General features: G+C 70.7%; 7 protein-coding genes and 1 pseudogene. 5 read left to right on the top strand and 3 right to left on the bottom strand.

All coding sequences use genetic code 11. The features are described from left to right. Positions 1 to 1066: 1066 nt before the first annotated feature. Positions 1067 to 1612: a hypothetical protein gene (locus ACZ49B_RS34590; protein ID WP_468313971.1), complete on the top strand. Its 546-nt coding sequence runs from the start codon at positions 1067 to 1069 to the stop codon at positions 1610 to 1612. A 488-nt stretch (positions 1613 to 2100) separates the two neighbouring features. Here the strand turns inward: ACZ49B_RS34590 and ACZ49B_RS34585 are convergent, their stop codons facing one another. Next, positions 2101 to 2655 carry a hypothetical protein gene (locus ACZ49B_RS34585; protein ID WP_468313968.1) on the bottom strand — a complete coding sequence of 185 codons (555 nt, stop codon included), beginning with the start codon at positions 2653 to 2655 and terminating at the stop codon, positions 2101 to 2103. A 524-nt stretch (positions 2656 to 3179) separates the two neighbouring features. Between ACZ49B_RS34585 and ACZ49B_RS34580 the strand changes: the two are divergent. Beyond that, positions 3180 to 3311 (top strand): annotated as a pseudogene (locus ACZ49B_RS34580) (YnfA family protein); the annotation flags it as partial. 111 nt (positions 3312 to 3422) lie between these two features. Beyond that, positions 3423 to 3836, top strand: a complete 414-nt coding sequence (locus ACZ49B_RS34575; RefSeq protein WP_468313977.1) for a TraR/DksA family transcriptional regulator — start codon at positions 3423 to 3425, stop codon at positions 3834 to 3836. Between the two features lie 73 nt (positions 3837 to 3909). On the opposite strand, the gene ACZ49B_RS34570 is transcribed toward ACZ49B_RS34575, so the two are convergent. Both ACZ49B_RS34570 and ACZ49B_RS34565 read right to left on the bottom strand, forming a co-directional pair. After that, on the bottom strand, positions 3910 to 4149 hold the full coding sequence (locus ACZ49B_RS34570) for a hypothetical protein (RefSeq protein ID WP_468313966.1): 240 nt from the start codon (positions 4147 to 4149) through the stop codon (positions 3910 to 3912). Positions 4150 to 4152: 3 nt separating this feature from the next. Beyond that, positions 4153 to 4362, bottom strand: a complete 210-nt coding sequence (locus ACZ49B_RS34565; protein WP_468313964.1) for a hypothetical protein — start codon at positions 4360 to 4362, stop codon at positions 4153 to 4155. Positions 4363 to 4709: 347 nt separating this feature from the next. On the opposite strand from ACZ49B_RS34565, the gene ACZ49B_RS34560 reads away from it, so the two are divergent. Both ACZ49B_RS34560 and ACZ49B_RS34555 read left to right on the top strand, forming a co-directional pair. Next, positions 4710 to 5222 carry a hypothetical protein gene (locus ACZ49B_RS34560; RefSeq protein ID WP_468313962.1) on the top strand — a complete coding sequence of 171 codons (513 nt, stop codon included), beginning with the start codon at positions 4710 to 4712 and terminating at the stop codon, positions 5220 to 5222. 59 nt (positions 5223 to 5281) lie between these two features. Then, positions 5282 to 6067, top strand: a complete 786-nt coding sequence (locus ACZ49B_RS34555; protein ID WP_468313959.1) for an alpha/beta fold hydrolase — start codon at positions 5282 to 5284, stop codon at positions 6065 to 6067. Positions 6068 to 6255 lie beyond the last annotated feature (188 nt).

Raw genomic sequence — 6255 nt, 5'->3', positions numbered from 1 at the left:
GAGAGATCTACCGACTCATCGTCCCCGCCACCACTCCGGCTGACCAGACAAGACCCGCCGGAGTCGCTGCTTGACATCCATAGGGGCATCAAGCGCCGTTACGTCTACCTCGGCACCGCCACCGCAACAGCCCTCACCCTCTGGCTTCGAACGTGATCGCCCGGACAAGTCCTGCAGATGCTCCTGCCGCACCAGTGGCCAGACTTCGTCCTCGAAACCCATCCCGCCAGCTCTCCATCCATGTCCTGGTGTCGCCGGGGAGCTTCTCACGGGGCAAGTACTTGTCGTTCGAGGCGTTGCAGCAGCGAGCCGCCGCCCGCGTCCGCGGCGCCCCTCGCCCCTGGCCGCGCGGTGGCCGGCCTACTTCGCGTTCGACCTCTTGCTGCAGGACGGTCAAGAGCTGCTGTCGCGCCTGTACGCGGACCGGCGTGCTTCACCCTCTTCGGCTTGACCTCGGGCTTGGCGGCGGGGCGAACGGCGGCCTTCGGTGGGGTGGCCCGCCGCAGTCGGGCTGGGTCCTCACCCCCTGGTTGGGGCGCTGGTCGGGGCGGCGGAGACGGGCTCGGGGATGCGGGAGAGGCACAGGGACATCCCGGTCCGCCCGTGCGGGGGCGGGGATGGACGTCCGAGCACGGCCCTGCCTGACCCTCGGGTGCTCTTGACGGGTTGCCCCAGGGGCTGGCACGTATTCTCTGAGAGGAGCCCCATGGCGCGGGGCCGCCGCGGGCCGCCATGACGGCCCGCCGGACAGTCCGCGATCGCGGAGTCGAGCGCCGATCCCGGACCGACCGGTTGACCGGCCGCGCCCCTCTTGCCGCGCAACGCCTCGCGTCGCCCGCCATGGCGAGCTCGATCCCTGATTCCGTAGACCTCCCGGCAGTATCTCTGCCATGGAGGGAAGCGCATGAATCGGCAACGTCGTTGTGCACTGCTCGCCCCACTCCTGGCCTCCGCGGTGGCCCTGCCCCCGACGATGGCGGCCCCGGCAGCCCCCTCGGCCGCGCATGTTCCTGCCGCCCCGGCATGCCAACTGCAACCCGTGGGCGGCTCCTCGTCCAATGACACCATGGCGATCACCGGCTTCCCGGCGAGGCAAAAGATCACAATCAACCGAATCGGCGGCAGAGTGGTGGACACCCGGGTCGATGAGCAGGGCAACCTCAACTTGAAAAACCTGCGCGATGGGACCTACAACGTCAAACCACGCAGGGGTGGTCGCGGCTCCGGCGTCCCGGGCAAGGAGGCGCCCGCCCCCGTGAGCGTCAACATCACTGATGCCGACGTGGTCGCGACCAAACCCGACACTCCCACGGTCAAGTGCAACCAGGCGACGCCCGTGACGTTCGAGGGCACGCTCACGGGCACGGGAACCGGTGACATCAAGGTCGTGTGGGTGAGCCCGGACACCGGTAAGCGGTCCGAGCCCACGATGAAGTTCACCGGCCCGAGCTCCAAGTCCCCTATATCTGTGGTCAATGCCCCCGCCCGCGCGAACCCGGCAGAACCGAGGCCCACGGTGAAGGCCCAACTCCAGGTGCCCCGGCAGGGATCTGAAACGGGCGTGTCGTCGGCGGTGTTCACGGTGACGCTGGTTTGCGAAGCCGGCACCTGACCCGGACGGTTCGATAGTGCGTCAGGAGGAGGCGACGCAGGTTGTGCCCAGCCCGCGCCGGCCCGCGTCCGCTCCGGGCGCGGGCCGCGCCGGGCCGCGCCGGGCTGTGCGGTGCGGGCGTGTGGGTGCTCGGCCGTGCCTTCGCCCTCTGGGGCTTGGCTGCCGCCGCGCCGCAGGCCTGCGCGGGTGGCCCTGCGATGCCCGGGCCCGCGTGGGTCCGGCTGTACGGCGGAGCGACGGCTCGGCGAGCTGGTACTCGCCTGGGGCGGTCACGGTGAGGGGTGGGCGAGCCGCTCCCGCCGGGCCTGCTGGCATGGCAGGCAGAACGGGTTTGCCGGAGCGCCGTACCGCGCACAGGGCTGGTCAGTTGACTGCACTGTGCCGTCGATCGGCTCCACTCGGCGGCGGCTGGTGTCGAGGACCGCGGAGTGCTGATTCCGGGATGCCCACACCACGTCGGCGCGAGTGATGTCGGCGCGATCGCCGGCTCAGTCCTCGCCAACCTGGATCAGGATCGCAAAGTATTCACCGTCGCTTCCGGCAACCACGCCATCGAAGGTGCAGGCGGTGACGGGCTCCCAGGAATTGCCTTGTCGGTTTGTCCACCAAGTCGCGCCGGGCCCGAGCCACTTCACGATGCGCGTCGCAGTGTCGTGGGCGATCTCACGGTTCATGAGCTTCGAACCGGGCCACACGAGGTCGTCGGCGGCGAGCGTGGACATCAGTTCCACGGCCGTGTCGGCGCTGAGTGGCTCCAGGAGAGCCTCGATCTGCGAAGCGCTCGGGGGCTTGGCCCCACTGGGGAGGTATCGCTTCCACTTCGGGTGAAGTTCGGTGACGAGGTCGTGTGCCTGGCCGGCAAGGGGCCTCAGCCGGGGACCCGGGGTCGTGCCATCCGGGAATCGGCCGTATCGCACGGAGACGACGGGCCTGTTCGACAGCGATGTCAGCAGGTCTCCGAGCTCAGACAGGCTCTCTGCGCGTTCTCTACTCTCCACCCCGGCATCGTTCCATGCCGCGCAGTGGGCGAGCGCGGCGGTCATGTGCCTCGAGGGCACTCGGTTGGCCAGTCCGTCACGCCCCGTGTGTTGGCGTAGAGAACTTCGCGCACGGCCCGGTCTGGCTGGGTGCCCAGGTGACGGGTACGGCCTGCGGGCGGGACTTGGTGGTGGTCTGCTCCCTCATGCTGCGGTCTTCCGTTCCATCGCGGCCGGGCTGTGGGTGCGGGCGGCGCGGCGCAGCTCGACGCCGCCGGTCCGCCAGCCGGCGGCAGCCGCCCAGTAGGGATGTGCAGAGGCTCTGGGAGAGGACGATCAGCCGGCGCCGCAGCGCGGTCGTGCCGGCGCCGGCGGGGCCTGCGCAAGCTCGTCGTAGGAACGCGAGTTCATGCCGTCGAAGTTTGATGAAAGGTGGCCACGTCGGGACGGCCGTGTGATCCGGAAATGACGATGCCCCCGCCTCGGGATGAGACGGGGCTCGTGTAGCCCTCCAGAGATGGCTAGGCGGAAGCGCCATCTTCGCTGGCAGCCGTCATATCCGTGGCTGCGATGCCGTCGAATCGATTCTGGGCTGGATCTGGATCGGCGCCGGCGTCATCGCTCTCGGCCTCTACGGCGTGGTGGCCACCTTCCAGTCCGCCGACAGCTTCGGCCGCATCCTCGCCCCGTGTGGCGGGATCTTCGTCGCCGGGTCGATGGCCGCGCGCTCGTCGACCCGCCGGCGGGGACTGCATTGCGGTCGGTGCTCGGCCGGGCGGCGGGGAAACGGGTGCTCGGGGGAATCGCCGAGCGTGAATCGGCGTTGCGACAGCATGGACGATGCATCCCCGACCGGTCATGGCGTCCGCGGCCCGTCCACCGTCGCGACTGCCCGCGCACGCCTCGCGGCCGACCGCGCCGGCACCCTTGCGCGGGTGGCCGCGCTGAGCCGCGAGTTCGATGGGATCGTCGCGGCGAACGCCCTCGTCGCGGTAGACGACGAGCACGACCCCGAGGGGGGCACCACCGCTTTCGAGCGGGCCCACGTGGCCGCCTTGATGGCTCAGGCGCGCGAGCACTTGGAGGAACTGGACCGGGCACTGGAGCGACTGGAACAGGGTCGGTACGGTCGCTGCGAAGGCTGCGGCGCAGCAATCCCGCCCGAACGCCTGGAGGTCCGTCCGGCAGCCACCACCTGTGTGCGCTGCGCCCGGTCCAACGCGCGTAGGCCGACACGCCCTGCCTGACGCCGGCGACGGCCGGTATGCGACAAGAAAGCGGCCGCTCACTTCTGCTGCACCTGATCGAGACCGGCCCGGATCACGCATCGTCGGGGCCGACTTCGTACACATGCGGCCGGCCTCCTTGCCAGGCGATGACCTCGGAGTCGCCGAGGACCAGCTCGTCCGGGTCGGGCACCTCGATGCGTCGCAGGAACTCGATCAGGTCCGCGTCAGAGTGAGCGACGCCAAGGACGGTCTCGATGCCGCGGATGCGGATGACGACACGGCGACCGCCGGTCGGAGAGATCCGGTGGACGAGGATCGGCGCCTGGTCCACGGCTCAGTCGTCCCACTCTTCGGGGCCGCCGCCGAGCCGCCGGATCGGGGGCCGGCCCTTTGCCGTCTCGAGCCCGGCTGCGCGCAGCAGGCCGATGACGCCGACGGGAGTGTGTGCGAGGGCGAGGGCCTGATCTTCGCCATGCACGGGGGCCACCACTGAGCGGCCACCGGCGACGACCGGGTGGACAACGACGTATACGTGATCGGCCATGCCGCCAGACTGAGCCGAGCCGGTCCGTGCAGCACGCCGAGCGTAGCGTCAGGGGCGGTCCGGGCCGCCTGCCGGTGCGCGGGCGAGGCCGCCTACCAGTCCTGCAGGACTGCGCACAGCGCGACCAGGGAAAGTGTCTACGGGGGCTGTCCATCGCGCGACGAGGCCTTTGCCGCCGCACCCGCACCCGTACCCGCATACGCGGCCACGGCAAGGGGTACTGGCATGGAGTGGGATGTGAACGGCTGAGCTTCGATGGCTGGATCGCAGCCGCCGGGACGGGGTCCGGCACGCGCGTGGTCGTCGGTCACTGGGCCCGTTCGCCCTTTGGGCCGTTCAGTGACGTGATGCTGGAACGCGCTGACGGCTGGCGTGTGCTGCTGGCACCCACCTCCCGCACCGCGGAGTACGTCGCGGGCGTCTATCACTTCGACGAGGTCCTGACGGGCCCGGTCAGCGTGCGAAGGGGCGACAGGGTGTGGGACGTCGCGGCCGGGCCCCTCATCCTGCGCTTCACCGTCGGCCGTCGCGGAGCCTTCGGCTGCGCACTGCGGGCAGTCCCGCGGCGGCTCGCTCGACGGCCGCTCTGGGCGGCCGTGGCCGACGTCCCTGCCCGCCTGACGGTCGGCGTACGGACCCGCGGGAGCTCGCGCCCGGGGTACCGCCAGTGGTACGCGGTCGGCGACCTGTGGCCGATCGTCGACGCCGACGCGTCCTTCGACGGGATCGACCTCGGCCCTCTTGCTCCCGTCGTTCCGCCGGTGCGCTTCGGCTTCGGATCGGCCCCCGCAAGGCCGGCACTCGTCCGGCTCCTCTCCACCGTCGAACGCGCAGGTCCGGGGAAGGCCGTGGCGCGATGAGGACCGTCGGAGCGCATCCTGTCGCAGAAGGCCGCTTCTGCCATCGCGGCGCTGAGCTCGTGTACGACGACGCCGGGCACGGGCCGCTCGCCGTATACGCCCACGGCGCATTCGCGAGCCAGGCCAACGAAGAACGGATGGGCCTCTTCGACTGGGTGCCCGTCCTGGACGCCGGGCGGCGCCTGGTCCGGTACGACGCCCGCGCCCATGGCCGGTCCACCGGCGCGCCCGTCGTCACCGACTACACCTACGCCTCCCTCGCCGACGACCTGCTGGCCCTGCTGGATCACCTGGGGGTCACGGAGCCCATCGACGGGATCGGTGCCTCCATGGGGTGCGGCACCGTCCTGCACGCCGCCGTCCGAGCTCCTCACCGGTTCTCCCGGCTGGTCCTGCTCATCCCGCCGACGGCGTGGGCGACCCGTGAGGCCTACGCGCGCGCAAACCGATCGGCCGCCGAAACCATCGAGCGAGAGGGGCTCGCGGCCTGGCTGGCCACCAAGAACAGCCGACCACGCCCAGCGGTGGTAGCGGACGTACCCGAGATCCCCCCGACACCCGAGGAGCGGGTCCTGCCCTCCGTACTACGCGGTCTCGCGCTGGCTGATCTGCCCCCGCCGGACGCGCTCGCCGTGCTGCGCCAGCCGGCCTTGATCCTGGCCTGGGCGGATGACCCGGGCCATCCGCAGGCGACGGCGCAGAGCCTCGCCGATTGCCTGCCTGCCGCGCAGCTGCAGGTGGCACGGACGCGCGCCGAAGTCGGGACATGGGGTGCGCACATGGCGGATTTCCTGATGAGGTCCGGGAACTCCTTACGGAAGGACCTCATAGCGCCCCTGTGGTGACCACGGTGGGCATGTCGGAACGTGACTTTGACCGACCTGAGGGCCGGCTTTCGCGCTGATGACCAGCGGCAGCGTGGGCCGTCGCATCCGGATCCGCCCGGCTGAGGACCGCGTCCTCCGCGCCCGCATCGCCACGTACGCTGAGTCCGCGCGGCTCCTCCGTGCCGCGCCCGCCGCGCAACGAGAGG

The organism is Streptomyces sp. NPDC031132 (genome assembly GCF_055570595.1).
Note: the sequence above shows the minus strand (reverse complement) of the source record. Positions and strands in the feature narration are given on the sequence as shown.

Bases quoted from the DNA above. Each gene is read 5' to 3' on its own strand.
- ACZ49B_RS34560 (WP_468313962.1), top strand. From the start codon at position 4,710: ATGCTGGAACGCGCTGACGGCTGGCGTGTGCTGCTGGCACCCACCTCC.
- ACZ49B_RS34575 (WP_468313977.1), top strand. From the start codon at position 3,423: ATGGACGATGCATCCCCGACCGGTCATGGCGTCCGCGGCCCGTCCACC.
- ACZ49B_RS34590 (WP_468313971.1), top strand. From the start codon at position 1,067: ATGGCGATCACCGGCTTCCCGGCGAGGCAAAAGATCACAATCAACCGA.
- ACZ49B_RS34585 (WP_468313968.1), bottom strand. From the start codon at position 2,655: ATGACCGCCGCGCTCGCCCACTGCGCGGCATGGAACGATGCCGGGGTG.
- ACZ49B_RS34565 (WP_468313964.1), bottom strand. From the start codon at position 4,362: ATGGCCGATCACGTATACGTCGTTGTCCACCCGGTCGTCGCCGGTGGC.